This is a genomic window from Pseudoalteromonas denitrificans DSM 6059 (assembly GCF_900112265.1).
GTDB lineage: Bacteria > Pseudomonadota > Gammaproteobacteria > Enterobacterales > Alteromonadaceae > Pseudoalteromonas > Pseudoalteromonas denitrificans.
The window spans coordinates 1-25518 of record NZ_FOLO01000004.1 but is presented as its reverse complement, the minus strand read 5'-3'; the positions used below and the strand labels follow the sequence as shown (position 1 = coordinate 25518).

General features: G+C 35.5%; 31 protein-coding genes. 10 read left to right on the top strand and 21 right to left on the bottom strand.

What is annotated here, in order from left to right:
- Positions 1 to 32 precede the first annotated feature (32 nt).
- Positions 33 to 542, bottom strand: a complete 510-nt coding sequence (gene purE / locus BM088_RS03830; protein WP_091980133.1) for a 5-(carboxyamino)imidazole ribonucleotide mutase — start codon at positions 540 to 542, stop codon at positions 33 to 35.
- Between the two features lie 241 nt (positions 543 to 783).
- On the opposite strand from purE, the gene BM088_RS03825 reads away from it, so the two are divergent.
- The 6 genes from BM088_RS03825 to BM088_RS03800 all read left to right on the top strand — a co-directional run bounded on the left by BM088_RS03825 (position 784) and on the right by BM088_RS03800 (position 8105).
- Entirely contained in the window at positions 784 to 1722 is a 939-nt protein-coding gene (locus BM088_RS03825) for a YeiH family protein (RefSeq protein WP_091980130.1), read from the top strand.
- A gap of 206 nt (positions 1723 to 1928) precedes the next feature.
- Entirely contained in the window at positions 1929 to 3065 is a 1137-nt protein-coding gene (gene proB / locus BM088_RS03820; protein ID WP_091980128.1) for a glutamate 5-kinase, read from the top strand.
- A complete protein-coding gene (locus tag BM088_RS03815; RefSeq protein ID WP_091980125.1) occupies positions 3059 to 4300 on the top strand; it encodes a glutamate-5-semialdehyde dehydrogenase in 1242 nt (413 codons plus the stop codon). The genes proB and BM088_RS03815 overlap by 7 nt, the downstream gene beginning before the upstream one ends.
- Before the next feature lie 82 nt (positions 4301 to 4382).
- Complete coding sequence (locus BM088_RS03810; RefSeq protein WP_091980123.1) at positions 4383 to 6215, top strand: protein kinase domain-containing protein; 1833 nt, start codon at positions 4383 to 4385, stop codon at positions 6213 to 6215.
- A gap of 299 nt (positions 6216 to 6514) precedes the next feature.
- The gene (gene rmf / locus BM088_RS03805) at positions 6515 to 6685 is read left to right on the top strand and encodes a ribosome modulation factor (RefSeq protein ID WP_091980121.1); all 171 of its coding nucleotides are present in this window, start codon (positions 6515 to 6517) and stop codon (positions 6683 to 6685) included.
- Positions 6686 to 7529: 844 nt separating this feature from the next.
- Positions 7530 to 8105: a YdeI/OmpD-associated family protein gene (locus tag BM088_RS03800; protein ID WP_091980119.1), complete on the top strand. Its 576-nt coding sequence runs from the start codon at positions 7530 to 7532 to the stop codon at positions 8103 to 8105.
- A gap of 221 nt (positions 8106 to 8326) precedes the next feature.
- Here BM088_RS03800 and fabA read toward each other — a convergent pair whose 3' ends face one another.
- Positions 8327 to 8842, bottom strand: a complete 516-nt coding sequence (gene fabA / locus BM088_RS03795; RefSeq protein ID WP_091980117.1) for a bifunctional 3-hydroxydecanoyl-ACP dehydratase/trans-2-decenoyl-ACP isomerase — start codon at positions 8840 to 8842, stop codon at positions 8327 to 8329.
- Positions 8843 to 9104: 262 nt separating this feature from the next.
- Between fabA and BM088_RS03790 the strand changes: the two genes are divergently transcribed.
- The 3 genes from BM088_RS03790 (at position 9105) to BM088_RS03780 (ending at position 11266) form a co-directional block, all read left to right on the top strand.
- Positions 9105 to 9962 (top strand): 6-carboxytetrahydropterin synthase, encoded by an 858-nt coding sequence (locus tag BM088_RS03790; protein ID WP_091980115.1) that lies wholly within the window; start codon positions 9105 to 9107, stop codon positions 9960 to 9962.
- Entirely contained in the window at positions 9955 to 10776 is an 822-nt protein-coding gene (locus BM088_RS03785; protein WP_091980113.1) for a M23 family metallopeptidase, read from the top strand. The genes BM088_RS03790 and BM088_RS03785 overlap by 8 nt, the downstream gene beginning before the upstream one ends.
- Before the next feature lie 64 nt (positions 10777 to 10840).
- Positions 10841 to 11266 (top strand): Mpo1 family 2-hydroxy fatty acid dioxygenase, encoded by a 426-nt coding sequence (locus BM088_RS03780; protein WP_091980111.1) that lies wholly within the window; start codon positions 10841 to 10843, stop codon positions 11264 to 11266.
- A 24-nt stretch (positions 11267 to 11290) separates the two neighbouring features.
- Here BM088_RS03780 and BM088_RS03775 read toward each other — a convergent pair whose 3' ends face one another.
- From BM088_RS03775 to BM088_RS03715, 13 genes are all read right to left on the bottom strand, one after another.
- Positions 11291 to 13258, bottom strand: coding sequence for a transglutaminase TgpA family protein (locus BM088_RS03775; RefSeq protein ID WP_091980110.1), 1968 nt, complete (start codon positions 13256 to 13258; stop codon positions 11291 to 11293).
- A gap of 5 nt (positions 13259 to 13263) precedes the next feature.
- Entirely contained in the window at positions 13264 to 14229 is a 966-nt protein-coding gene (locus tag BM088_RS03770) for a DUF58 domain-containing protein (RefSeq protein WP_091980108.1), read from the bottom strand.
- Complete coding sequence (locus BM088_RS03765) at positions 14230 to 15135, bottom strand: AAA family ATPase (RefSeq protein WP_091980106.1); 906 nt, start codon at positions 15133 to 15135, stop codon at positions 14230 to 14232.
- Positions 15136 to 15676: 541 nt separating this feature from the next.
- A complete protein-coding gene (locus tag BM088_RS03760; RefSeq protein WP_091980104.1) occupies positions 15677 to 16801 on the bottom strand; it encodes a phage head morphogenesis protein in 1125 nt (374 codons plus the stop codon).
- A 6-nt stretch (positions 16802 to 16807) separates the two neighbouring features.
- Positions 16808 to 17350, bottom strand: a complete 543-nt coding sequence (locus BM088_RS03755; protein ID WP_091980102.1) for a hypothetical protein — start codon at positions 17348 to 17350, stop codon at positions 16808 to 16810.
- A complete protein-coding gene (locus tag BM088_RS03750) occupies positions 17350 to 17772 on the bottom strand; it encodes a hypothetical protein (protein WP_091980100.1) in 423 nt (140 codons plus the stop codon). Before BM088_RS03750 ends, BM088_RS03755 begins: the two co-directional genes overlap by 1 nt.
- A gap of 9 nt (positions 17773 to 17781) precedes the next feature.
- Complete coding sequence (locus BM088_RS03745) at positions 17782 to 18405, bottom strand: DUF3164 family protein (RefSeq protein ID WP_245763749.1); 624 nt, start codon at positions 18403 to 18405, stop codon at positions 17782 to 17784.
- Positions 18398 to 19969 (bottom strand): phage portal protein family protein, encoded by a 1572-nt coding sequence (locus BM088_RS03740; protein WP_091980098.1) that lies wholly within the window; start codon positions 19967 to 19969, stop codon positions 18398 to 18400. The genes BM088_RS03745 and BM088_RS03740 overlap by 8 nt, the downstream gene beginning before the upstream one ends.
- Entirely contained in the window at positions 19962 to 21701 is a 1740-nt protein-coding gene (locus BM088_RS03735; RefSeq protein ID WP_091980095.1) for a hypothetical protein, read from the bottom strand. The genes BM088_RS03740 and BM088_RS03735 overlap by 8 nt, the downstream gene beginning before the upstream one ends.
- Positions 21701 to 22204 (bottom strand): DUF1804 family protein, encoded by a 504-nt coding sequence (locus BM088_RS03730; protein WP_091980093.1) that lies wholly within the window; start codon positions 22202 to 22204, stop codon positions 21701 to 21703. Before BM088_RS03730 ends, BM088_RS03735 begins: the two co-directional genes overlap by 1 nt.
- Before the next feature lies 1 nt (position 22205).
- Entirely contained in the window at positions 22206 to 22508 is a 303-nt protein-coding gene (locus BM088_RS03725; RefSeq protein ID WP_091980091.1) for a hypothetical protein, read from the bottom strand.
- Positions 22508 to 22942, bottom strand: a complete 435-nt coding sequence (locus BM088_RS03720; protein ID WP_091980089.1) for a glycoside hydrolase family protein — start codon at positions 22940 to 22942, stop codon at positions 22508 to 22510. The genes BM088_RS03725 and BM088_RS03720 overlap by 1 nt, the downstream gene beginning before the upstream one ends.
- A complete protein-coding gene (locus BM088_RS03715; protein WP_091980087.1) occupies positions 22908 to 23180 on the bottom strand; it encodes a hypothetical protein in 273 nt (90 codons plus the stop codon). Before BM088_RS03715 ends, BM088_RS03720 begins: the two co-directional genes overlap by 35 nt.
- Before the next feature lie 203 nt (positions 23181 to 23383).
- Between BM088_RS03715 and BM088_RS03710 the strand changes: the two genes are divergently transcribed.
- Positions 23384 to 23584 (top strand): hypothetical protein, encoded by a 201-nt coding sequence (locus BM088_RS03710; protein WP_091980085.1) that lies wholly within the window; start codon positions 23384 to 23386, stop codon positions 23582 to 23584.
- 55 nt (positions 23585 to 23639) lie between these two features.
- Here BM088_RS03710 and BM088_RS03705 read toward each other — a convergent pair whose 3' ends face one another.
- From BM088_RS03705 to BM088_RS03680, 6 genes are all read right to left on the bottom strand, one after another.
- The gene (locus BM088_RS03705; RefSeq protein ID WP_091980083.1) at positions 23640 to 23819 is read right to left on the bottom strand and encodes a hypothetical protein; all 180 of its coding nucleotides are present in this window, start codon (positions 23817 to 23819) and stop codon (positions 23640 to 23642) included.
- Between the two features lies 1 nt (position 23820).
- Positions 23821 to 24237 (bottom strand): hypothetical protein, encoded by a 417-nt coding sequence (locus tag BM088_RS03700; RefSeq protein WP_091980081.1) that lies wholly within the window; start codon positions 24235 to 24237, stop codon positions 23821 to 23823.
- Complete coding sequence (locus BM088_RS03695; RefSeq protein ID WP_091980079.1) at positions 24230 to 24436, bottom strand: hypothetical protein; 207 nt, start codon at positions 24434 to 24436, stop codon at positions 24230 to 24232. The genes BM088_RS03700 and BM088_RS03695 overlap by 8 nt, the downstream gene beginning before the upstream one ends.
- On the bottom strand, positions 24429 to 24866 hold the full coding sequence (locus BM088_RS03690; protein ID WP_091980078.1) for a phage protein GemA/Gp16 family protein: 438 nt from the start codon (positions 24864 to 24866) through the stop codon (positions 24429 to 24431). The genes BM088_RS03695 and BM088_RS03690 overlap by 8 nt, the downstream gene beginning before the upstream one ends.
- Positions 24863 to 25141, bottom strand: a complete 279-nt coding sequence (locus tag BM088_RS03685; RefSeq protein WP_091980076.1) for a hypothetical protein — start codon at positions 25139 to 25141, stop codon at positions 24863 to 24865. The genes BM088_RS03690 and BM088_RS03685 overlap by 4 nt, the downstream gene beginning before the upstream one ends.
- Before the next feature lie 59 nt (positions 25142 to 25200).
- The coding region (locus BM088_RS03680; RefSeq protein ID WP_143085031.1) for a transposase at positions 25201 to 25518 on the bottom strand (318 nt) is incomplete at its 5' end.

Genomic DNA, 25518 nt, shown 5'->3' with positions numbered 1-25518 from the left:
TATGGCTTTTTTTGGCTAAATTAAATTAGCAATTAAGCATTTTTTAATTTTTCTTGTAATGCTTTATCTTTTGCAATTACTGCTTCAGCATTTGCTTGGCGATCAGCTTTAACTGCTGCAGCCATTTCATCATCAGCAACAGCTAACATTTGAGCTGCTAAGTAAGCTGCATTTTTTGCGCCTGCTTTACCAATTGCAACAGTTGCTACAGGAACACCTGCTGGCATCATTACCGTTGATAATAATGCATCATGACCTTGTAATGGACCAGCGTCCACAGGAACACCAATTACAGGGCGAGTAGTAATACCTGCAACAGCACCTGCTAAATGAGCCGCAAGACCAGCTGCACAAATAAATACTTTACAGCCACGTGCTTCAGCATCTGTTACATAAGAGTGAGTTGCTGCAGGTGTACGGTGCGCAGAAGTTACTTTAACTTCAACTGTAATGTTGAAAGATTTAAGAACGTCAATTGTATTTTGCATTACAGGTAAATCTGAATCAGATCCCATTAATATTGCAACGAATGGCTTTGTCATTTTGTAATTCCAATAGAGTTAAACATTTAAGGTCTAATAAGATAGAACGAAGAGCACCTTATTAGTAGGCGCGATTATAGCTTTTATATTTAAAAATCGCACTGACTTTATCTTTAATAAGACGAAATTATCCATGATTTAAATATAAGTAAGAGACTATTTAAGATAAAATTAGTTTGGCAGTAAATATCTATTAACTTCATTTTAAGTTAATTTTAATTAGCTTAAAAAAAGGCCTAGTATGACACTTTCGGTTTACCATCATTATAAAAAAGTGCTTTATATTTTATTATTTTTGCTAACGGCATTACCTTTTATTGGGGCTACATCAGCTTTAATCTTAGGTACAATATTTAGTTTTATATTTAATAATCCTTTTGAAAAAGGCTCTGCAACATTAAGTAAATGGTTATTAAAAGCGGCTGTGATAGGTTTAGGGTTTTCTGTAGATATAAATCAGGTCATTGAAATAGGTAAAAACTCATTATTATTAACTGCTCTGAGTATTTCTTTAATTTTGTTAATAGGACAAGCATTTGGTAAATGGCTAAAAATAAAAAATAATATTAGTATTTTAATTTCTTTTGGTACTGCAATATGTGGCGGTAGTGCAATCGCTGCTATGGCACCAGTTATTAAAGCAAAAGATGATGAGATTGCAATATCACTTGCTGTGGTATTTTTCTTAAATGCGTTGTCTTTATTGATATTTCCATATATTGGTAAATTTTTTAATTTAACCGACTATCAATTTGGTATGTGGGCTGCACTTGCTATTCATGATACAAGTAGCGTTGTAGCTGCTTCAACTATGTTTGGTGGTGCAGCAGTCACAATTGCAACAACAGTCAAATTAACACGTGCTATGTGGATCATTCCTTATACTGTATTAGCGGGTAGTTTTAGTAAATCTGAAGAAAAAGCAACGATACCACTTTTTATCATTGGATTTATTTTAGCTGCAATGATCAATACTTATTTTCCGCAATGGGATAACGTTTGGTCAAATATTAATGGCGCTTCAAAACAAATTTTAGTTATGTGCTTATTTTTAATAGGCTCAGGTTTGAGTAAGAATATCATTAAGCAGGTGGGTATTAAACCATTACTAATGGCTGTTATTTTATGGGTGGCTGTCAGTATTATCATTTTATTATTAATTATGAAAAACCTAATATAAATTTGTATCTTATGTGAACTATAAAATCAATGATAAGTCATATATGTTGAACAGTCTTTATAATGATTGTTTCAAAACTAGCGCAGAGTATTAGGCCAGCTAATTTAGTTGGCCATTTTTTGTGTTTTAAGTGAAAATTGTTCATATTATTTACCTCCAACACAGTGCTATAGTAACTCTTCAAATCATTAACGCAATTTTAAAAAATGAAAAAAAACAAAACGATAGTCGTTAAACTAGGAACTAGTGTACTCACAGGTAATGGCTATCACCTAGATACACGTCATATGGTTGAATTGGTCAGACAATGTGCTTTGATGATGGAACAAGGGCATAAAATCATTTTGGTATCCAGTGGTGCAATTGCTGCCGGTCGCTCTCAACTTATAAATCATAACGAAAATGATAACTACGATAAAGATGTACTGGCAGCTGTAGGTCAAAGTAACTTAATTCAAACATGGCAGACCCTTTTCAATTTATATAATATCCCCGTAGGGCAAATGTTGTTAACACGTGCCGACTTAGAAGATAGAGAAAGGTATTTACGCGCGAAACATACATTAAATTCATTACTTAAGCACAATATTCTACCCATCGTAAATGAAAATGATGCTGTCTGTATTGAAGAAATTAAAGTTGGAGATAACGATAACTTATCTGCATTGACTGCTATTTTAGCCCAAGCAAAAGAACTTTACCTTTTAACTGATCAACCTGGTTTATTTTCAAGTGACCCCAGAAAAAACAAAGATGCACAGCTTATAAGTACAGTCAGTAAAATTGACAATGAATTAAAATCAATTGCAGGTGGCAGTGGTAGTGATGTGGGCACGGGAGGCATGGCAACTAAGTTAGAAGCTGCTGAAATAGCAACACGTTCAGGCATTGAAGTCATAATTGCAAAAGGTCGTCAGCCAAATGTTATTATTGATTTAGCAAATGACAAACCTGTCGGTACGCGTTTTACCGTAATGGATGATATCGTAGAGGGCAGAAAGCAATGGCTATTAGCAGGTCCTGCAAGTAATGGTTGTTTAGTTGTTGATGATGGCGCCCAAAAAGCCATATTTACAACCGGATCTAGTTTACTTGCCAAAGGTATATTAGATATAAAAGGTCAATTTAATGCTTCAGAACTTGTAGAGATCAAAAACGTTAATAATGTGACCATTGCACGCGGAATTAGTTGTTATAGTTCAAATGACTTATTAAAAATTAAAGGCTTACATTCAGAAAATATAGAACAAAAGTTAGGTTACTTAAATGGTTCTGCAGTCATACACCGAGATGATTTAGTAATACTTGATGTAAATAATATAAAACAGGATTTAAAATGTTAAAGCACATTGCCGAATCGGCGCAACTTGCAAGTTTTGAGCTAATGCAAGCCTCTACAATTGAAAAAAATAATGCTTTGAAAGCAATAAAGAATCATATTTTATCTAACAAAGAAATTATTCTATCTGCCAATAGTTTAGATATGAACGCAGGTAAAACCAACGGTTTAACAGAGTCTTTGCTTGATAGACTTTTATTAACCTCTCAAAGACTTGACTTAATATGTGAAGACTTAGAAACAGTAATTAAGTTAGATGACCCTGTTGGTTCTGAATTTGATGGTAAACAATTAGAAAATGGATTATTTCTAAAAAAACGTACAGTACCTTTAGGTGTGATAGGAGTAATTTATGAAGCACGACCAAACGTGACTATAGATATTGCAAGTTTAACATTAAAAACAGGCAATGCGTGTATTTTACGCGGTGGTAAAGAAACGCTCAATTCAAATATCACATTAGTAAAAATTATAAAACAAGCCTTGAAATCGGTCGGCTTTAATGAAAATTGTGTTCAATTAATTGAAGACCCAGACCGTAATTTAGTTTTGGAACTACTTAAAATGGATAAGTATATTGATATGATTATCCCAAGAGGTGGTCAGAAACTTCAAAATATTTGCATTGAAAATAGCACGATCCCGGTGATCACGGGTGGTATAGGCATATGTCATTTATTTGTAGATAATAATGCGAATATTGATAAAGCATTAGATGTAATTGAGAATGCGAAAGTTCAACGCCCAAGCGTTTGTAATGCATTAGATACATTACTTATACATAAAAAGATTGCAAAAGACTTCATTCCAAAATTAGTCGCACGTTTAACTCAAAATGATGTATTTATTAAGGGCTGTCATCAAAGCATTGATGTAGATAATCGCATCGCACCTATTGATATTGATGGATATGATACTGAATGGTTAAGCTTAACCTTAGGTATTAAAGTGGTTGAAGACGTTAATGAGGCTATTTTACATATAAGAGCGCATTCAACATCACATTCAGATGGCATATTAACGCAAAATATCTCCAATGCTGACTTGTTTGTAATGGCAGTGAATTCAGCTGCTGTATATGTAAACGCAAGTACACGTTTTAGTGATGGTTCACAATTTGGTTTAGGAGCAGAAGTTGCAGTATCCACACAAAAACTACATGCTCGAGGCCCTATGGGGTTAGAGGCATTAACAACTTACAAATGGATTGGTCAAGGTGATAATCTCATTAGAAACTAATCTATCTTGATGTACAAAGTTAATATTGTTATAAAGACAGTAACTACTGTCTTTTTTATTTTTCTATATTAAAAATCTTCCCATGCCTGAAAAGAAAAAAATCCATAACTTTTATATTAATGAAGAACAATCTATTTACCTTTTATCTCATACCGATGCAAAAAAGCATAAGCAATGGTTAAAGATCTGTATGAAACAATTAGAATTACTTGGATATAAAAATGTAGAGGAAGTAGGTTCAGGTGCTTACGGCTTTGTTTTCTCAGGTACCGACATACATGTGAAACCACATGCGCAATGGGTTTTTAAATTCTCTAGGATCACCCTTGCACAAAGTGTAAGAGATAGACTTGAAGATGAAGCTTATATGTTATCTCAAGTTGATAATCCTTTAGTTCCTAAATTTTTTGCATTCGAACGAATAAAAAAACAAGGTATATTAATGATGGAACGTGCTCCGGGAATAAACTTGGAACAAGTCTCATTAAAATATGGCAAAATGTCAGCAAGATTTATAACTGACTTAGCCTTAAAACTTAGAAATGTATTACAAGATTTAAGAGAAAATAAACAAGGAATATCGTTAACCCCCATAGTCCACGGTGATGTTAAACCTTCTAACTTAGTTTGGTTTGAGAAATCAAATAAACTTTCATTAGTTGACTGGGGTTCATCTGTTTTTGCTCAAGAAGATGGGTATGGGAATGCCGTTGCGACTAATATCATGGACTTAATGTCATCTGATACACAAAGCTCTAATGCCAGAATGGGGGATGTTTACTTTATAGGTGATGAACAAATGGAAGGGGCTAAATCTTCTCCTCGATTTGATGAACAAGGAGTGGCATCTACTTTATATGCATTAGCATCTGCACAATCATGTCGTTTTGGAGCACAAGTCATACCCACAACGAGCTTAGGTTTGCCTATTGAGCTTGCAAAAGTCATTGATGGTATGTTGTCAAAAGATAAAAACATTCGTGATGAGGCCGGCGATTATTTTATGAATAATATGCCTAAAATGGCTAAAGCATATCTTCCTAAATTAGATTGTCAGGATATCAAATCGGCAATACCATTTTGGCATAATGAATTGATAGAATTACCCGATACTGTAGTTTATAGTTCTCGTAAATCGTTTTTACGAGAAGCAGATAAAAGTCAGGCTCTAATTGATGTAAATGACGCACAACTAGATAGATATTATCGTGAATTTTTACTTGATATGGGAGATACCGAAAAAGCATTTTTAGCATCGATCAGTCGTTTAGCTAAATTTCCAGTTGTAGGAGGTTTAAGTTTTCACTGGAAAGAGAAACAATTATTTATAGAGTCCAGCTTAATATTAAACCAAAAAGAACTAGACCACTCATTTTCAACTGCCATAAATAATACCGTTAAACTTGCTCAAGGGATCAAACAGCAAGGCTTGTTTAAATGTTGTTTATTTGATGCTAGAAAAACAATTCAAATAGAAAGAAATGATGAAGGTAAGTTCATTTTTGATGAACTACCGCAACTTGAATACCAAGTGATGAGCAGTATACAATTAAATGAAATTAATCGTCCCCACTCATATTTTGAAGATGGTAATGATCCAGATGAGCAATTAAAATTACCGAAAGAAGTTTTGAAATGTGTATTTGCATTGAATCAAATTCATCACACTGGTTGTATTATTTTTGAATCTTTACCCGATAGACTTAAAGTGCATCACTATTATCGATTATTAGATCAAGACAAAGAACAAGAGTTTTCCAATCTGCTGCAAAAAATAATGGCAAATATAATACAAATAACTTCGGTAGGTGTTGCTGGTTTTATGAAATTGCCTTATAAAAATACCCGCGAATTCGACTTATGTGAAAAACAACCTGACTATTTTTATCCAAAAAATCCGAAGAAAATAAATTGAACTTTTTGAAACTTTCGTAGAAGCAATTACTTATAAAGAGCGCAAAAAAAAGATTAAAATTTTGGTAAAAAGATCATTGATCTTGGTTAATATTTATGTTTTTCTAGAGGTCGGGCACAATAGCAATTTGGTGTTTTTGATTATTAATAAAAACCAATATAACTTAAATATCAATTGGTTATAGTTTATTTGTGTTTTAATTTTATGAGAAAGTTGAATTTAACGTATTTATTAACTATTTGTTAAACAGTGGTGTGTAAACATTACTACATATCGATAATAAGGTGAGGACGTTACCTATGAAGAGACAGAAAAGAGATCGTCTTGAGAGAGCACATACTCAAGGCTTTAAAGCGGGTTTAGCTGGACGGTCAAAAGAAATGTGTCCATATCAAAGTTTAGACCCAAGATCTCAGTGGCTCGGGGGTTGGCGAGAAGCCATAGAAAACCGTAACATGTTTAAAGTTTAATTTTATAACAATATTTAAACTAAGAGAATTGGAGAAAATGTCCCGAAAGGGACATTTTTGGTTGTACTAAAAACAAATCGCAAGGCTAGAAGTTGATATCACAGATATATTTAAACGTGATGGCACATATATCTGGTAACTTTTTAAATTATTATTATATTTATTGACTATTTATTTTTTACCACCACTTTAACAGGTATAAAACATGACCCATGTATCATGTTTACTTCAGTGACATGGCTATTAACTGCTTAACGTAAAAGTTTACAATTTATCAAGCAAAGTCTTCCCTAAAATATGTTGAATAAGGATAGAATACCCTTTACTGTGTTTCGTTTCTAAATGCTTTTAGCCAAGAATATTCTTATCATTAACTGGCTTTAGGATCCAAAGATGATTTCGAAACATTTTTTATAGTCTGAGAATTTTTATTTAAAATACGATGCATCGAATATGAACTTCATAACGATTTTGCTTTTGTCGAAATTTATTACGCTATTGAAACTCAATCAGTTACTCTAAAATGAAAAGAGGGCCTAATAAGTTGAGTCAATCCCCTGAAATCATTATTGTAAATATTTCTAATGTGTCTCAATTTAAACAATGAGTCCAAAGTGCCTTTCTTAATATACTTAGAAATTCTTGGCGTTAACCCAAATGATGATTGGTGTAATGGTCAATTTGGGAGTGATGTCACTCCAGATGGAAACCTGGTATTGAACTGAACCTTGATAAAAATTAAAAGCGAAACTGCTAACTGTTTGCTCAGTTTCACTACATTACTCAATTTTGCAAACTAAAAATAGCACTTAGTGTGGCGATAAACCAAAGAGAACCTAATTCGATGCCTGAACCTGATCCATTAAAAATCATGACATTTGTAACACCTAAAGATCTTGGCCAGTGGCTCAAGGTAAATCACGTCTGTGAAAGTGAACTTTGGGTGAAGATATACAAGAAAAATACGAGGATTGAAAGTGTGACTTGGAATGATGTCGTGATCGAGGCTCTCTGTTGGGGATGGATCGACGGAATTAAGAAGTCAATCGATGACCAAGCCTATCTCCAGCGAATTACTCCTAGAAAAACGCGAAGTAACTGGTCTAAAAGAAACACTGAGCATGCGGAACGTTTGATAAATGAGAACCGGATGATGGAAGCTGGGCTAGTACATATCCGTGCAGCAAAAGCAGACGGCCGTTGGGAAAGCGCATATGTGGTAAGCGAAATGGAAGTGCCCGCTGATTTTCTATCTAAGGTGGAGAGCAAGCCGCATGTTAAAGAGTTTTTTGACACTTTGAATAAAACCAGTCGTTATGTTATTGCGTACGGGTTGATAAGTGCGAAGAAACCTGAAACCAGATTACGACGGTTTGAAAAATTTATGAACATGCTTGTTAACAAAGAAAAACCTAAATAGTGGAATTTAAGATAAAAGTCATTTGCTGGGGAAAATTAGATTTTCGTTTATTCACTTATCAAAATAGTAAACACCTATTTGGGGCCGAATAAATTATTTCAAATAGTGAGGTTCTGTTTTTAATTGTGCATTAAAGTGGGGATGTTGACCCTTTTCAAATTTATGACTAGATAAATTATATAAAGAAGCCTCAGTGACTTCTTTATTTTACTTTTTAAAAACTAAAAATTAGAAGTATCTTGGAATAAACCTACTTTTAAATCTTTAGCTTCATAAATCACACGGCCATCAACTGAGACTGTGCCATCAGCTAGACCCATAAATAATTTACGTTTAATAACACGCTTCATATCTAAGCGGTATGTAACTTTTTTATTATTTGGTAGGATTTGACCTGTAAACTTCACTTCACCTACACCTAAAGCTCGACCAGAACCTGGTCCACCCGACCAACCTAAAAAGAAGCCAACAAGTTGCCACATAGCATCAAGTCCTAAACAACCAGGCATTACAGGGTCACCTTTAAAATGACAATCAAAGAACCAAAGAGATGGGTCTATATCGAGCTCAGCAATGATCACACCTTTTCCATGCTCACCGCCATCATCATTAATTTCAACAATGCGATCCATCATAAGCATATTATCACTTGGCAGGCGACAGTTGCCTTCACCAAATAAGTCACCATTACCACATAGGATCAACTCTTCTTTTGTATAACTATTTTTTTGTTCCATGGTCTCTTTCTTTTCAATTGATACTAAAATTGCCGCTACTTTAGCGAACACTTGTAAGCTTAACAACTCCGAACAGTTGAAATAAGCTATTTTTACGTAAAAAAATGATTAATCGAACGATAATATACGTTAAAAGTCATAAAGTTTAAGATTAATTACGAATAAAAAGTCAAATGTGTATATTAAACTTTTTTGGGTATATAATGAGAGCCTGTAATTCTCCTAAATAATTTTCATTTAAACTCTTAATTGTTGGAACCCTATGATCCTTTTTGTTAATGACCTAACCGTAATTGATTTTTCTTATTTATGTGAAAAAAGAGGTGCCGTAGGAGAAAGTTGGATTGTTGATCTCACATTACATGGTAGCTTAAATGAAGAGTCTATGATCCTTGATTTTGGTTTAGTTAAAAAACAAATTAAAAAAATAATTGATGAAAAATTAGATCATAAACTTGCATTACCAATCAATTCAAATATATCCGTTAAATCTTCAAATACTCAAACAAATATTAATTTTAGTTTTGCAGATGAAAAAGAGATAAATATTAGCGCACCCCATGAAGCTTTTTGTTCGATTAACGCAACGAATATCACAGAGCAAACAGTAATAGATTATTTAACCGCTCAAATTATGCCTCTATTACCTAAAAATATTGAAAAGATTGAATTAACATTAAGAGCTGAAGATACAAACGGATTTTATTATCACTATAGCCATGGTCTAAAAAAACATGATGGTAATTGTCAAAGAATTGTTCATGGGCATAGGTCGACTATCGGAATTTTTGAAAATGACATGAAAAGTGTACGTTTACAAAAAGAGTGGGCACTCAGGTGGGAAGATATTTATTTAGGCAGTGCTGAAGATATTATTGTTGCATCATTACTCAAGTTTGTTTCTCCCGTAGAAAATGCCTGGCATTTTGCTTATGAAGCACCACAAGGATACTTTGAACTTAGTATAAGCAAGTCACAATGTGAAATATTACCTGTAGATACAACTGTTGAGTGCATCGCACAATATATTGCCGATGAATTAAAATCTAACGCTAAGAGTAATACATATAAAGTCATTGCGTACGAAGGTGTAGGGAAAGGAGCTATCGCTTATGCATAAAGTTGTTTCAGTTATATATTTACTATTATCTGCATGGTCTGTAAATGCCCTTGAGTTAAAAGGTCATTTAATTCAAGGAGGTATGGTAACGGGTAAGTTACCAGATGCAAAATTAGTTAAATTAGATGATGCCAAAATCAAGTTGAGCAAGCAAGGAGAATTTGTTTTTGGCTTTGGTCGTGACGCAAAGTTAAATTATTTACTGACATGGGTTGATAAGTCAGGTAAGTCTTTTAACAAAAGTTTTTTGATCACTAAACGTGATTATAAAATTGATAAAATTACAGGTGTCGCTAAAAAGTATGTTTCACCGCCTAAGTCCGTTTTAAACAGAATAAAATCAGAAGCTAAAGCGGTTCGTAAAGCAAGGAGTATTTTATCAAACCGAATTGACTTTTTACAACCTGTCTATCGTCCAGCTAAAGGGCGTATATCAGGTGTTTATGGGAGCCAAAGGTATTTTAATGGCACACCTAAAAGACCACATTTTGGATTAGACATCGCCAACAAAAAAGGGACACAGGTTTATTCTCCTTTACCAGGTAAAGTTGTCTTTGCAGATCCTGATCTTTATTATTCAGGCGGTACGTTAATAATAGATCATGGCCATGGCATTACCTCGACTTATATTCACTTAAGTCAAGTAACAGCAAAATTAGGCCAAGAAATAAAAACAGGGGATAAAATTGCTAAAATTGGCGCTACGGGGCGTGTTACAGGGCCACATCTAGACTGGCGCTTAAACTGGAAACAAGTTCGATTAGATCCTGCCCTTGTGATGCAGTCGTTATCAGCAAGTAAATTCTCAAATTAAAGACTAGAAATTGCGCCTTAATTGTTCTAGTGTAAATACACTAGAACAATAAAAAGACAATATTATGAAAACGCTTACCCAATGGTTTGATTTATATGGCCAAAGCCACCAAAACAAAACAAATATAATAATTCATAAAATAGCAGTTCCTATTATTTATCTAAGCGTCATTGGATTTATATATTCAATCCCAGGGTTAATTGGTGATGTAATTTTAAGTCTTAGTATCGCAGTTGCTATGATGTTTTATTTTAAACTGAATAAACGTTTAGGTTTATATATGTGCATATATACACTTCTTTCTTTCCTAATTATTAAAAATACCATGCCTTATACCCTAGAAGTTTCAATCACAATGTTTATTATTGCTTGGGTCTTTCAATTTGTAGGCCATAAAATAGAAGGTAAAAAACCTTCCTTTTTTGATGACCTGAGTTTTTTATTAATTGGACCTGCTTGGGTTTTTAAAGATTTATTTAAATTGAAATAAATCTTTAAAAATTGTTTATTCAATTTATTTAGTGATCATCTTAATTAAATGTTTTGCTTGTTTTTGTTGTTTAACTGAGCATTCCGATTGTTTATATCTTACTTGAATATACAATGCTAACAGTTGCTCTAAAAACGGGGCCTTATTATTAAAATGCGCTATTAAATATTTAAAGTATGTTTGTGGGGTCATGCCTGTTTTTAATGGCGCATTATTTTTTTCACCCCAGCACTGCACTTGATGATATTCTTTTTCTAAGGGTTTTAAAAACTTAGGGCGTTTTTGCCAAAGAACAAAACAATAAAACCCAAACAAAAATAAAGAAATACTTCCAAGTATTGCAAGCGTTAATTTTAAAGTAATATTTTTCCCAAAAACTTCTTCTAATAACCCTTTTTGTGCTTGAGAGTCAAAACCTAGCACCCAATTTGTCCACATATAATCAATATTATTAATATTGAGTCTGATCCAATTTAGCATGGGAAATTGTTGTAAGCTTAATAATCCAAAATCAAGGTTTCTCATAAATTCTTCACTATTTTGCTGACTTTGAGATAAAGAACCATTGAGTCTATCAGGAGAAACAACTGATGTTGCATCAAAACGCGTCCAACCTTTGTCTTTAAGCCATACTTCAGTCCATGCATGTGCATCATATTGATAAACACTTAAATATTGATTATTTGGTGATATTTCTCCTCCTAAATAACCAGAAACAACTCTGGCTGGGATCCCTGCGCTTCTAAAAATAAAGGCCGATAAACTCGCATAATGGCCACAAAAACCTCTTTTTGAATTAATTAAAAATTGATCTAATTTATTCTCTCCAACTAGGCTCGGTGGCTCTAAAGTGTAAGTAAATTGATTGGTAATATAATAATTAAGCAAATTGTTGTAAAAAGATTTATCATCACTTGATTTATATTTAAGCATTTTTGCTATTTCAACGGCCTGTGGATTACTATTTTGTGGCAGTTTTAAATTGATGTTTCGTTCATATTTATTCAATTTAAGATTGTTTTTAAATGCATTGCTTGAGGCTGTATATTTAAAGGTTTGTGACAAATTTTTACTACGGGAAAGTACTCCGGCATATTTATTATTAACAAACTCGGTATTACTTTGCGCATAATCTAAACCATACAACCAATGTAAAGATGACTTTTGAGCTATCACTTCATATTGTACAGCGTCAATTTTTTTTATAATCTGTTTTTCTTCTGTCGCTCGTGCATAATTTGTAATTCTCCAAGCTTGGCTTGTAAATTCTTCGTGTACCATAGAACGCCAATAATAAGGCAGAGCAGGGGCTTCATCAGTAAAATTAACTCGAAATACCAGTTCACTAGACTTAGCTAGCTTGGAAATAGAAAATGGATCTATATTTTCATTTAAGCCTGTTTTCGCAATATTTGGCCCGGGTAAACTCCAAAATGAAGGCAACCTTGGAAGTAATAAAAATAAAATGAAAGCCAAAGGTAGACTTAATATCAATGTCTTAGCAGATAATTTAACCGCTGTTGTAAGTAGAACTTCAGGTCGAATTAAAAGATGTAAAGTGGCAAAACTGCCAATAAAAAAACAAAAAGCTAAAATACTGGTATATAAAGATTGCTGATATAAATAAACACTTGAAATCAAGAAAAGCTGTATTAAACATACAGCTTTAAAATGTAACAACTCATTGGATACGAGCTGCTTTAATGCTGTTGATAACAAAAGCATAGCTACAAATAAATTAACGGTATCGTGAATGCCAATTTCTAAAAATAAGGCCGTTGCGGTTAAAACTGCTAAAATATTTCCAGCTAAAACAGATGGTTTTTTTACTTGCTCCAACGCAATTGCAAGGCTCCATAGTGCCAATAATAGGATGACTGCAATAAAAGACATTGAAATAAATTCTGAAAATAATACAGTCACAATTAATAAAGTAATTGACTGTAGTAACTCTACTTTTTTTAAATTAATTTTAGGTAAATCTAACTTCATGAAATTTAAGCCTCACTGAGCGCCCGTAAGCAGTTTTTTAGGTGAGAAAGCCCCTGAGATGCAGGAATACTTTTGTTTGGTAATACAAGACCATAATGTAACTCATCATGGAAAGCTTGATTTACTAAATAGCTTAAGTGGCTTAATTTAGTTTCAAAATCACCTGGAATATCTTCCAAATTGAATATATAGTCTCCAGAGTTATATTCAGAAAATTCTTTTACTAATAATTCACCCGTTTTTGCATAATGTTTCCAAGATACACGAGATAATGATTCCCCAATTTCGTGCTCTCTCATAGCAAAGAACTCATCATTGCCATGCTTAAAGTCTTTTAGTTGTTCTTCCCCTTCACCAAAAAAAGTCATGTTATGAGATAATATAGGTAATGGAGTAGGGTATATGTAGACATGTTTAGGAAAAATAGCATAACTCCAAACTGTCATTAAGCCATAGGGATAACGAGAAACCATTTTAATTCTATCTATTGAATGTTTACCACGTTTTAAACCTTCAATTTGTAACTCTACAAGCTTTTTATCCGATGATATGGTGTCCACAAGGGTTATGTTATTGCCTGATTCAGCCACAAAGCTATACGTTTTATTTTGGTTCATGACTGAAAATGTCAATAAATACCCCGTTTTTTCAATACCGTCTTCAACGCCAATGAAAGATATTTGGGTATTAATTAAATTGAAATAGCTTTGTAAAATACCAATGGTAAAGATAGAAATTAAAAGGTAAGCAGTTAACAGAATGAGATTATTTTGATAATTACTGCCGAGTAAAAAAATTAAAAAAGTAAAGCATAAAAAAATCAAACCAAATTTAGATGGTAAAACATAAATGTTATGATGCTTTAATGTTAAATCAATTGACTGATGTTTTCTTTTCAATAATAACTTGTTAAGAAAAGCATTTAGCTTATGCTTTAAATTTTTGACTGAATCTAAGGTTAATTTAATCATTTATACAGGCACTTTTACTTCTTTAAGTAACTCTTGTGCTAATTCACCTTGATGAATACCTGAATTAATATTTAGTCTATGTTCAACAACACTTGGAAATATCATTTGAACATCATCTGGTGTTACAAAATCTCTACCATCAATAAATGCCCAAGCTTGTGCAGCGCGAGTTAGTGCAATGCTTGCTCTAGGAGAAAGTGGCATGGGATAACGACCAGCTAGTCTACTATGATTAACTAAAGCTAAAACATAGTCTATAACAGGATCACTTAACTTTATTGTTTTTACATGCTCTTGTAATTTACTAAATTCATTTTCTGTTAAGCGTGTACCTAAACTATTTATATTGTTATCCATGCCTAATATAATTTTTCTTTCAGCTTCCATACCTGGATAGCCTAAGGTAATACGCATTAAAAAACGATCTAGCTGGGATTCAGGTAAAGGATATGTACCAGCTTGATGAATAGGGTTTTGTGTTGCAATCACAAAAAATGGCTGTGGCAATAAATAACTATGTCCGTCGATACTGACTTGTTTTTCTTCCATAGCTTCAAGTAATGCGCTTTGGGTTTTTGGTCCAGCTCGATTTATTTCATCAGCTAAAACGACTTGACTAAACAAAGGACCTTTATGAAAACTAAAAGCCTGCGTTTTTGTATCAAAAATAGATGTTCCCAGAATATCTGACGGTAATAAATCACTTGTAAATTGAATTCTTTGATATGACAAACCTAAAGAAACAGCTAAAGCATGTGAAAGAGATGTTTTTCCCATACCTGGTAAATCTTCAATTAATAAATGACCTTGAGCCAATAAACATGAAATGGATAATTTTATTTGTTTTTCTTTACCAAAAATAATAGATGAAACATCAGCTAAAACAGAATTAATTATAGAATTCATAAATATGCATATTAAAATTATTGTAATTAGATAGTAAGCTAAGAAATTAATGAGCTCAAGAATTCAAATGTAATATTTTAAGTATGTCCGATACTGACTAGTACTGGACATATATACAGTACACCATAAAAACAGCAATAGTGTCTAAAAGTAATTTAATTACCCCAAATCTACATATATTTAAATAGCCCATAAATGATATTATGTTAAATACGGTTTGAGTGTGATTGTGTTAATGTAAGGGGGTGTAAGGGGGTGTTCATTTCTAGAATTAAACAAAGGATAGGATTTTAGATTTTAAACCTCTGGACGCCCTACTTTTACTGACTTCTTCGTGTTTAAACGCCATCTTTAAAAAATCACTTCGGACATTGGAATTTAGAATAATTTGTTCATTCTGACCCATTTTACACTCATTTTCGTTCATTCGACGTTTAAAATTAGATTAAAACCGATCATTTTAAAATCTTTAAACGATGTTTAAACACCGTTTAAAGCCTGTTTAAATCTGGTTTAAACATCTTACTGTCAATTATGGTCCTTAGAATTTAGAATAAAATACATTGGATATTGTGATTGTGTTAAAAGGCTCTGATATTTTAACTTTAATATCTGTATCCATAATTTCTAACATGCCATTGCGATATTTATATAAGTTAGCATCATGCAATGTATTCATCAACTGGGTTAAAACTTCAAGCCGAACACCAGATTTTAATAATGAGGCAATTTCAGCTGAGCTTATTGTGATCAAACTATTTAATATGGGTTTAGCTTTATTTAATAACTTCGTAATTTCTTCACTGGCAATATAGCCCAGTGTAAAAACCTTTTGATCATCTTTAAATTTATCTAATGCGACTTTGGCTGCAATTTCATTTACTACATTTATATAGTGAGGTTTAGATTTCAAGATGCTTTTATTAAATTCTGGTATTGCGATGTCTCTTATATTAGCTGGCATTTCAATAAGTGATTTTCCAAGTACAATGTCTGGACCCAACCAAGCTTTACCAGGATTATAATCCCAACCTAAATCAATTCCTGTTAAGCCTCCCGTTTTTTCATCAACTGTAACCACATCAATCAATTTATCCTGATCGGTTATTTTTACATTTAATCGTTTAATGTCACGGCTATTTAATGAGACGACTTTACATCTGCAACCCCAGCCATTGGGTGGATAATGTGAAAACCAGAATTCATGATCAATGTGCAATACAATTTTATGCCATGAACCATGTTCAGGTCTTACGCGCAAATCTCCCGCAGTTAAATACATTAAATATGGCCGTCTTTGTTTTAATCTTTCTTGTTGTTGCCATCTACCAGCGGCCCGTGCCGTATTTTTGTTATTCTGATAAATAACGTGGGTTCGCCAGCCGCGTTTACCTTTATATGACCAACCATGATCCTTTACGATTTCATCAAAACGCTTTCTAAACTGCGTGATGGTTTCACCACTGGTTATGGCTTTGTCTATTGCTTGATTAAAATCATTGAGTAATTGAGTTTTGTTAGCACCCGCAACTGTAAAGGCTTTTGAATGGATCATGCCTTGTAAATCACGCCAGGTGTCTGTGGGTATTTGTACTTTTTGGCGAAAATAAAAAATGGCTTCCTGAAACTGTATCAGGTCGCCATATTGTAGGTTTGTGTTAGGCATAAATTGTTAAACCTTGCTTAAAACGTCTTGTAAGTCGAGACTTTCAGTACGTTTTTCATTGCCTGAGCTACTACCAAAAAAGAAATTAATAATAGTCGCAATTACAGTGCCAAGGATAAAACCTAAGATAGTATCCGCAAATCTGACAGAATCTTGAGGTATGGAGACAAAGGTAATACAAACAATATATACAACAGAAAATATAGACCAAAAAGCAGCAAAATAATAAATAAATCTTTTAGAAAATTTATCATTTTGCGCCAAAGCCTGAATTTGCATGGCTCTGGCATCCTGGGTATTTTCAAAAGCGAGTTTATTTAACTCTTTTTCAGACGTTATCAGTGCCTGTGTTAATTGCTTTTGAAATTGTTCAGACTTTTGAATTTCTTGTAGGGCATATTCAGGTGATTTTGCACCTGTAATTATTTGCGCCATATCAACGACAGAGCTTGCAACTTCTTCGCCATTATCACCCCCAAGCCAGCGCCCTACTTGCTTATCAAACCCTGTTAATTTAGCCAATGCTAACGCAATTGAAATCGGTTCCATTATTCAGTTTCCTTTTTTGGGATAAGTTCTAAACCTTCGATTTTCTTGAACTGGCGAACTAATATGCTGGCTTTTGAAAAGTATGGTAAGTGATACGTTATTTTATCGTGTAAATTGGTAAATTCTTTTTTAGCAAGGCGTTTACCCCAAGCCTTTTCAATTTCTTTAATGCGTTTAGGGCTATAAATTGCTTTTGTTTTCTTTTTCCAAACCTGCTCAATACACGCTGGGCGTACTTTTTCGCCGAGATACCAGTCACCTTTAATGTCTCCATTGATGAACACCCCTAATTCAAATTTATTCTCTGATGCTCTGACTTTTGAAATATTGATTTCATCATCACCCAGCTTAAAATTTACAGTCGGCAGAAAGCCTTTCAATTCGGTTTCTATTGCTGCCCATTGCGCTTTCGTAATTGACATAATTAACCCCTAAAGTTTGGCAATATCGAGTGAAATTGGCTGCTCTTTACCGTTTTCATCTGTCTCATAAAAGCGAATAAAACGACATGAATCCACCACATCAACTGACTCTGCGATTAAATCCATGGCTTTTTGCCATTTACCAGAGTTATCCGTGATTTCATATTTGCGTAGGCTTAAAATCCGCTGCGGGTTTATCGTGCCTTCTTTGTCGGTATTAAAGACATTATTAACAATGATTTGAATATTCTGATTTCCATCTTGTGTCCAGGTCTCTAAGCATTCATCAATTAATTGTTTAGCGATTATCAGCTGTGGGCCAAGTTCAATTCGTTCTTGATTTTGTAGTGTGACTTTGAGCTTGTGGTCAAATGAGCGAAGTGTAATATTGCCTTTTTTACCGCCCAGTTTAACGTCATGCTCTTGGGCTAATAATTCTATGAACTCATCGGCTTCAGACATTTGGTTTTCTTTAAATTGTGCCAGTTCAAGTTGCATTTTTTTAGCTTGTGCTATGGCTTTATATACAAATTCATCCCGTATTAAGTCGGTTTGTTTTATATTAGCCAGTGCCACTAAATTACCTTTACCATCCTTTTTAAAGCCTTGGGGTATAGCATTTATGTCAGTCATTGTTTATCTCCACATCGTCGATTGTTACTGTTTTATTTTCGTCATCCATACCTTGTAAAAACTCAAGTTCAAAAGCTGATTTTGTGATATCAACTAAGGCACCTTGGGTTATTTCAGGGAATGCTTCGGTTATTTTGATTTTTAAATCTGTTAATGAATCTGCGTTTTTGGCGTACTGCCAAATTTTATCTATCTCAACTTCAGTTGCTCGGTCGAATTCATCAAATTGTGCTTGTGAGCCTTGATTACTCTGGTTACTTTGATTATTTGGATTTGATTCATACTTTGAAAAGTCCGATTTTGCAGGGGTTGCAATGCCTTTTTCCTCCTCTTTAATTTCAAGAATTTCCTCGCCGTCTTTAGGGGCAGGCACGCCCAATTCTTGATATGCCCAATCAACGCTAATTGGCACAATACGGGCTGTTTCTTTTACCCGATTTACCGTCTCTAAATTGATTTCTTTTTTATCTTTGTAGATGTATTTAGGCGCAACGCCACTATCAAAATTGACATCATGAATGGCTGATAAAATCTGGTTTCTGGCAGATGCCACAAGCGCCCTATCAGCACGCTGATTTTCACCTGCGCGTTTTGCATGGGTTTCACTGGCAGCCCTGGCACCGCCATTTTTTTGCTCGGTTGCGAGTGTTTGACTAGTGAGTATTTTACTGATTTCACTATTACATAAGTTAATCAGTTGCAGTGGTACAGGCTCACCACTTAACTTACTTTCTAAGATTTCAACACGGGTATCATCAGGTATGGCAGCCACACCATCTTGTACTAAATTCGTGAGTCCCTCTAACAATGCTTCAATGTCTTTATCTTGTGCACCAACGGGATATTTTCCTATGGGAAATGGAATACCAAAGCGTTCAGTTAATTGTACAAAAAACTTAAACCCGCCATGTTTAAAGGTCCACGGCCAAAAACAACTGCTTAATAATGCAATGCCATACGGATTTTTCGCGGTGGGCATATGCCTGACACACGTCCATCGGGTGGGGTCTGTTTCCTCGCCTCTAGGTGCTTCCTTGGTTTTCACTAATAAGTTGTGTTCACCATCAAAAGCAAAACGACTGCCCTGCCAACTTTGTACTTTTGTTGGTAACCAATAACCGTCTTTTTTTTCATACGCCCCCAAATGCAGCACACTAAAACCGTTTAAAATCGCACTGTAATTGTGCCAATCTAAGTCCGCCCATTCGGTATTGGTGTCAGGTTTTTTAGCCATAAAAGCTTTGGCGATTTCATAGCTTTTCATACTCGCTGCATCATCACCGCCTGGCACCAATTCGGCATTAAATGCGAACATGCCAGAGCGTAGGGTTCTAAGCTCTGCGATGACATGGCCATCCCGTGAAATCTCTTCATAAACCTCAGCCGTTTTACCTGCTTTTCTGAGGATTGGGTCAGGATTTGGCAGCTCTTTGATATGGCCCCACATGTTGGGGTCGGTTTGGTTTTGATTAAATAAACGTAATAACTTACCAAACGTTTTACTGTTTAGTTTGGGCTTTTTAGCTGTTTTACTTGTCACTTTATTCGTCGTTTTATTAGACATGGTAGCCTCTGATATTCTTTGTTACTTTTCGACTGCCAATACGCGGCATGCCCCCGGCACCCGTGCTTGCTACCATCCATAAAATAGTCAGTGCAGAGCTCAAATCATAATGATGATGGGTTTGTTTATCAGGCCAGTTTTCAAGCTCGTCCATGACTAGGCGGCATTTTGTATGAAAGGCAATTTGTGCAGGGGTATTTGTCACAAAGGGTTCAAGTGCACCAATGCGTTCTTCCTGGCTAATTGTTGCGGTGACGCCGCGAAGTGGTAATGCAATGTGTTGCTCTAAACCGCGCTTAATAAAGTCACTGCGCATATATTCAAAAGCGGTGTTATTTTCAAAGCCCCATAGCACACAGCCGTATTCTTTTTGACAGCGAATTAAATCATTCAATAAACGACTGGCACCACGGACTTTTCGGCTCTCATATTCAAGATGGAGTTTGCCTAAGTCACGGCTATACAGCCCCACTAAAAGCGCAGACGGGTCGGCTTTTTCAGACTTACCCATTGATGGGTCGCAAGCACCATACGCCACCCAATCATTTAGCCTATCTACCCAAAATTCGAACTGGTAAAATATGGCTTCTTCATCTGATTTGGCAATGCCTTGCATCTCGCGATTAAACTCACGTTTATTGGCAGCCCACATACACATCAAATCATATAAAGTACGCACACTGGGCCAGCTGGTTTTTGAGCCTTTGCTCATCACGCGTTTGTGTTTTAACCAGAATTTATAGGAAGGTTTATCTTCTTTTGATATTGCTTTCCCCTTCGCAGCAAAGCGCTTTTCAAAGGTTTTATCATCCAGCAACATCAACTCACGACATTCATTCCACAGGTCCATATTCTCTGGAAACTGCATAATGGCTTTGAACTTATGCACGATATGACCAGGGGCAGTTTCAGCGCGTGAAATCGGGTCATCATTGTTAAGTACGGTATTAACACCTAAGAATTTTACAGTGCCGTCAGGTGGGCCAAGGTATTGCACTGCCGCTTCAATAAAGCGCCATCTTGATTCTCGCTCTGTTGCCGATTTGGCTTCTTTATCTGTGATAATGTCATCACACATTAAGAGCTTTGGCCGACTGGCACCGCTGAATGCGCCCCGCACTGCTTGTTCAGAGCCTTTACTTTCAAATCGCACGCCTTGGATTGTGGCAAATTCGCCAATTTTCCAAAGGGGTGAAGGTTGGCATACTTCAGGAAAGTCTAACGCCAGGTTGTTATTGTTGAGTAATTCAGTTTTTACCACTTCCAAGGTTTTGGTTGGCATCTTGGTTTCAGCACCAAACAAAATCATATAATCGATAAATACAGGAGGCGCTTCTAGGCCCAGTTCTTTACGTACATCCTCATCTTGTAACAGGGCTTGAATGGCCACATAGATAGGTGCAAGTTTGACCGCTAATGTTGATTTACCTTCACCACGCGGTGCAACAAACCAGTTTTTCCAACCGTTCTTAATCTTTAAAGCTTCAGGAAACCACTTCATAAAATAGTCTTGAAATTCAGATGTTTTTTGCCCTTCATCCAGCCACATGTGATGTGGAAAATAGGTATAAACAAAGTATTCAAAATCCCCTGCAAGCACCCTTTTTCGACGCGCTTTTATCGCCTTTGGGCTTGGGTCAATATCACGTTCTTTGGCTTCGATATCACGGCGAAGTGACCCTGCAAGTTTCTCAATTTCAGTTAAAAAATCTTTAGAATTCATATCCGCCATTAGTCATCAAACTCACTATCGATACGCGCTGAAAATGACGTTAATATGTCAACAAAAGCGGGTGCAAGTTTAGGGTGCTGTGTAGATATAAATTTGGTTAAAAGCTTAAGTACTTCAAAAGCAAAAGTGCGTTTTTGTAGTTTTTTATTACCACCTGAGTGTTTCATGACTTTAGCCATCATGTCGGTGAGGCTAGACAGTATCTTAGTCCTTTGTTCAAGGCTCATACCTTCATTTTCTTGCTTGAGCATGGTGAAGGTTTCATTGACCTGGACGGTGAATTCTTCAATAAAGTCACTGGTAAATTCACCCATTGGGCCTTCACTTCTACGTGTAGCGGTACGTGCTAATTCCCAGTCATCACCATTGTCTTTTGCCTCCATTTTCCAGCGCCGTGCAGTGCCTTCAGAGACAGAGTTTTTGATTGCAGCAACAGACATGGCTAACAGCTCAGTTACATAGCTGTGTCTCACAGCGTTTTTGATGTCCAAACCGTGGGCCATATTAAATACCGCCCGTTTTTAATAATTCAGCCAATAGCAAAACCAGTAAACCACCTGCTCCACCGCTTGCCGCTAATTTAATACGGGTATTGGTGACTTTGGTTTCTACTTTTTCAAGGCGGGCATCCGTTTTGGTTTCAACGTCTTTAACGCGCATTTCTACTTTATCAATGCGGCTATTAACGGTTTCTAGAGATTTGTGAATGTCTGTTTTAATATCAACGATAGATTTTAAAATGGCTTCTTGGGTTGATTCAATTGAACCTAGGCTTTTGAATAATTGGTTTTCTTGTTCAGTATTCATTAGTTACACTCCTTGGTACTGACTCCTTGCCATAACCCTGTTTCCATCTGAAGAGAAAGCTGGGTTGCTCTATCCCCAACTTGAGAGGCCCACTTACTATTGAGCATTTCAGCAGCCGCTAAATCGTATTGCCCAAATTCAACTGCATGAAGGGTATTTTTAAACTTAAGCAAGCCTGTAATGCCAAGGTTAAAGGCCATATTAATCAGCACTGCTAAGCGCGGTTCATTACACTGTGAAGTATCAATTGAGTTAGTGACAAGCTCAGTAAATAAAGCAATATCATTTTCAAGCATAAAGTCAGCTTCTTGGGCGGTAATACCGCGTCGCGCCAAGTTTCTACCCACCCCTATGGTCAATTCACCAGATGTACATAGATAAGGCATCAGCTCAACACCTTCATGGTTTGTCAGTTGTTGCTTTAGTTTTTCCATTAGCCTTCCTGTTTTTGCGCTTTAAGCGCAGTTTTAGCGAGATAAAACAGGCAGGCAGTGTTTTTTTAGCAGGCTTAACAATATTGCGTTTGTCATAAATGGTGCGAACTTGTTTACGTAAAATAGCCAAGTAAGGACCAGGACACTTTGCTGCTAACGCAATTTTTTCATCTCGCGTTTTGGCATTGGCAATTTGTTCAGCCAGTAAATATAAAGGTGCATGCGCTGTATCAGTCATGCATTTATTAAACTAAATGTGGGAATTATCAGACACTGTAAAATGTTTTTCAGTCAGTTGAATTGGTGGGGTTTTAGTTTGATTTGGTTTTAGGCAATCAACAGGATAAAACAAAAATATATCGTATTACAAGCAGGAAATTATTTTTTATTTATTTCAATGTGCGCTATATTTAAAAATGGTGCACTAACGGAGTTAAGGCAATGGATCATTTTAAGGAAAGCGCTTATTGGGAAGCGGTACATAAGTTAACCCGTTTATCTGTGAGCGCCCAGTCAATCGGTTCTTTTGAGCATGAAATAGATATAGTCATTGAAAAATATGACAATCAAATTTCGGATTATGGTAAAAATAGTCTGCATGAAATTAAACAAAGACTTATAAATGGATATCATAGAAATTGAAATATAATAGTTGCCAACACAGTTTTAAGTGTTGACAGTAAATGACCAAAAACCTTCAATAGTTAGGTTCCGGTAAGGACACCGACCTACTATCATTACCTTGATGTGGCACTTTCATGCGTTCTGTCGTTGCGCTTTCTTCAGGCAAAAATAAGACCGCAACCGTAAGTACTAAATTAATGATGCAAATAATAAAAATAAATGCGCTAAAGCCATCGAATTTTAACTTTCTCATATCAAATTAATCCTATTTGTTGTTGCTGTGATGATGTCTCTGCCAAGTGCTCATTATAGATATTTGCTATTTGCTGTCGTGTAATACCAAAACGCCTGGTTAAACCCAGTTTAGTTGCACGGTTCTCATCAAGGGCCGCGCATATTTCTTTGTTACGAATTTGAATGAGTACTTTAGCAAGCATTGGCACTTGGTACGGGCCTTGGCCGTATTGCTGTGACCATTCTTTGACTAAGCTCAAACTAAACAATTTCACCACTTCATGGGCTTCATTTGGAAACTCGGGTATATACATTACTTGGCCCTGCTCCTTGGTTAATACGCTAATGGCTTTTTCAACGCCCAAATGCTGTACGATGGGCCGCAGGCCATAAGGTAAAGCGCGCAAGTCTAACTCACCTGCTACTTCATCAGTCATGGGTAAATTCCTCACACATAAATTCAATATCGTCTTTTTGTGATAAGCGTTTATTTTCCAAGTATTCTTCTATTTGACGCATACACCGACCTGTTTTTCTATCATCATCTGTCATACGGGCTTTTTGATGATGCTCAGTAAATTGTGCTTTGTCTGAGTTAATCACAAATTGATATTTGTCCGTTGTAATATCATGCATGAGTCGTTACCTCGCTACCGTTTTCAGTGTTATTTTGTGGGTGTTTTTCAGCACGTTTTAACCAGGCTTTTAATACCTCAATAATGTTGTGCCACTGTGCTGCGCTTTGCGCTAATGTTTTACCTTTTAGGTACTTTTCACAAAAGGTATCGCAGGCTTGTTTTGAGTTTGTATTCACAAGGCCCGCAGTATGTAATTGACCCCACAAGCTATAAATCATTTTTAGCTGCGGCGGTAATTGTTGTTTACCTTGTTTCTTTGGTGCCATATTTTGATAACGGAGAATCAAAATATGCATTTCAGGGTCATCAAGTCTGGCACATGAATCTGTACGGCCCATGCTCACATCTTTGACATTTTGTTTATGTGCGTCCTGGTCAATGTTCGCCAAGTTTTGTAGCGTTTTAATACGCTTAATTAAGTGGTTCATGAGATGGCCTCCATTTCAAAGCTTAGTTCTAGAGGGCGCGCTATGCTGATAATTTTAAAACCCCAATTTTGAGCGTCACCCGTAAAGGCTAAGGGTAATTTAGGGTTGGCAATATTGAAACGCCTGGATAAATTATCGATGCTTTGGTCTAAGTGAATTTGATGTAAAAAATACAATCTATTACTTAACATCATTGCAAAAGCAGCCTTGACGTTACCTTCACATTTATCGAGTAATTCACCCGCTTTATCGAAACTTGCTAACCATGTCAGCATGTGTGATTGCCAAATTGATGAATTAATTAACCTGAGATCTGGTTAAGCATCGCCATTTATTAGTCTGGCATCATACCAAATACATCTGCTGATAGTTTTATACACGGCTTCTGTTTCTTTAAGCAATAAGCCACTATTCCAGATATCAAGTTGAGCATGAAACTTGTTTCACTGCGATGGCGGCTATGTTCTATTTGAGATATATTCTTCAACTGGTCATTGATAGTTTCAATGATGTATCTCTTTGATAACATGGCTCTATCGAAGGCTGACATGGCTTTCGACTTCATGTTTTTTCGAACTGTTGTAATCAAATCTACATCGAGTTCCTTTAGTTTTTCATTTAACTCTTTGCCGATATAACCTTTATCGGCATA

Coding starts and splice junctions, on each gene's coding strand:
- purE (WP_091980133.1), bottom strand. CDS start 542: ATGACAAAGCCATTCGTTGCAATATTAATGGGATCTGATTCAGATTTA.
- BM088_RS03825 (WP_091980130.1), top strand. CDS start 784: ATGACACTTTCGGTTTACCATCATTATAAAAAAGTGCTTTATATTTTA.
- proB (WP_091980128.1), top strand. CDS start 1,929: ATGAAAAAAAACAAAACGATAGTCGTTAAACTAGGAACTAGTGTACTC.
- BM088_RS03815 (WP_091980125.1), top strand. CDS start 3,059: ATGTTAAAGCACATTGCCGAATCGGCGCAACTTGCAAGTTTTGAGCTA.
- BM088_RS03810 (WP_091980123.1), top strand. CDS start 4,383: ATGCCTGAAAAGAAAAAAATCCATAACTTTTATATTAATGAAGAACAA.
- rmf (WP_091980121.1), top strand. CDS start 6,515: ATGAAGAGACAGAAAAGAGATCGTCTTGAGAGAGCACATACTCAAGGC.
- BM088_RS03800 (WP_091980119.1), top strand. CDS start 7,530: ATGCCTGAACCTGATCCATTAAAAATCATGACATTTGTAACACCTAAA.
- fabA (WP_091980117.1), bottom strand. CDS start 8,842: ATGGAACAAAAAAATAGTTATACAAAAGAAGAGTTGATCCTATGTGGT.
- BM088_RS03790 (WP_091980115.1), top strand. CDS start 9,105: ATGATCCTTTTTGTTAATGACCTAACCGTAATTGATTTTTCTTATTTA.
- BM088_RS03785 (WP_091980113.1), top strand. CDS start 9,955: ATGCATAAAGTTGTTTCAGTTATATATTTACTATTATCTGCATGGTCT.
- BM088_RS03780 (WP_091980111.1), top strand. CDS start 10,841: ATGAAAACGCTTACCCAATGGTTTGATTTATATGGCCAAAGCCACCAA.
- BM088_RS03775 (WP_091980110.1), bottom strand. CDS start 13,258: ATGAAGTTAGATTTACCTAAAATTAATTTAAAAAAAGTAGAGTTACTA.
- BM088_RS03770 (WP_091980108.1), bottom strand. CDS start 14,229: ATGATTAAATTAACCTTAGATTCAGTCAAAAATTTAAAGCATAAGCTA.
- BM088_RS03765 (WP_091980106.1), bottom strand. CDS start 15,135: ATGAATTCTATAATTAATTCTGTTTTAGCTGATGTTTCATCTATTATT.
- BM088_RS03760 (WP_091980104.1), bottom strand. CDS start 16,801: ATGCCTAACACAAACCTACAATATGGCGACCTGATACAGTTTCAGGAA.
- BM088_RS03755 (WP_091980102.1), bottom strand. CDS start 17,350: ATGGAACCGATTTCAATTGCGTTAGCATTGGCTAAATTAACAGGGTTT.
- BM088_RS03750 (WP_091980100.1), bottom strand. CDS start 17,772: ATGTCAATTACGAAAGCGCAATGGGCAGCAATAGAAACCGAATTGAAA.
- BM088_RS03745 (WP_245763749.1), bottom strand. CDS start 18,405: ATGACTGACATAAATGCTATACCCCAAGGCTTTAAAAAGGATGGTAAA.
- BM088_RS03740 (WP_091980098.1), bottom strand. CDS start 19,969: ATGTCTAATAAAACGACGAATAAAGTGACAAGTAAAACAGCTAAAAAG.
- BM088_RS03735 (WP_091980095.1), bottom strand. CDS start 21,701: ATGGCGGATATGAATTCTAAAGATTTTTTAACTGAAATTGAGAAACTT.
- BM088_RS03730 (WP_091980093.1), bottom strand. CDS start 22,204: ATGGCCCACGGTTTGGACATCAAAAACGCTGTGAGACACAGCTATGTA.
- BM088_RS03725 (WP_091980091.1), bottom strand. CDS start 22,508: ATGAATACTGAACAAGAAAACCAATTATTCAAAAGCCTAGGTTCAATT.
- BM088_RS03720 (WP_091980089.1), bottom strand. CDS start 22,942: ATGGAAAAACTAAAGCAACAACTGACAAACCATGAAGGTGTTGAGCTG.
- BM088_RS03715 (WP_091980087.1), bottom strand. CDS start 23,180: ATGACTGATACAGCGCATGCACCTTTATATTTACTGGCTGAACAAATT.
- BM088_RS03710 (WP_091980085.1), top strand. CDS start 23,384: ATGGATCATTTTAAGGAAAGCGCTTATTGGGAAGCGGTACATAAGTTA.
- BM088_RS03705 (WP_091980083.1), bottom strand. CDS start 23,819: ATGAGAAAGTTAAAATTCGATGGCTTTAGCGCATTTATTTTTATTATT.
- BM088_RS03700 (WP_091980081.1), bottom strand. CDS start 24,237: ATGACTGATGAAGTAGCAGGTGAGTTAGACTTGCGCGCTTTACCTTAT.
- BM088_RS03695 (WP_091980079.1), bottom strand. CDS start 24,436: ATGCATGATATTACAACGGACAAATATCAATTTGTGATTAACTCAGAC.
- BM088_RS03690 (WP_091980078.1), bottom strand. CDS start 24,866: ATGAACCACTTAATTAAGCGTATTAAAACGCTACAAAACTTGGCGAAC.
- BM088_RS03685 (WP_091980076.1), bottom strand. CDS start 25,141: ATGCTGACATGGTTAGCAAGTTTCGATAAAGCGGGTGAATTACTCGAT.